Consider the following 331-nt stretch of genomic DNA (forward strand, 5'->3'; position numbering starts at 1 on the left):
CATCGTGTCCGTCGGTGCGGGGTACGGCGACGGGCGGAGGCCGAGCGTCGGGTCGAGCTCTTCGGGGGCGACCTGCTCCACGAACTCCGTCGGGTCGGCGATCACCTCGCGGGTCCCGTCGGCGTGGACCACCGTGTGCTGCACGGCCGACCGGTCGACGTACTCGGGGCGGTAGATGCCGAACGGCGAGGGCTTCTGGGGCGGCGTGGTCATGGTGAAGCCGGGGTACGACGCCAGGGCGATCTCGACGGCCGGGCCGGTGAACGGCTTGCCGAGCGGGCCGGCCTCCGGGTCCTTGCCGATGCAGCGCAACAGCACCGACGCGCCCTCC

The 331-nt window shown here is 73.1% G+C and carries 1 protein-coding gene; it reads right to left on the reverse strand.

The window, feature by feature from the left end; translation table 11 throughout:
- A partial coding sequence (locus tag ACOADB_RS24680; protein WP_420281267.1) for an acyclic terpene utilization AtuA family protein occupies window positions 1-331 on the reverse strand: 331 nt, incomplete at both ends.

The organism is Nocardioides sp. CPCC 206348, assembly GCF_048654705.1.
Classification (GTDB): domain Bacteria; phylum Actinomycetota; class Actinomycetes; order Propionibacteriales; family Nocardioidaceae; genus Nocardioides.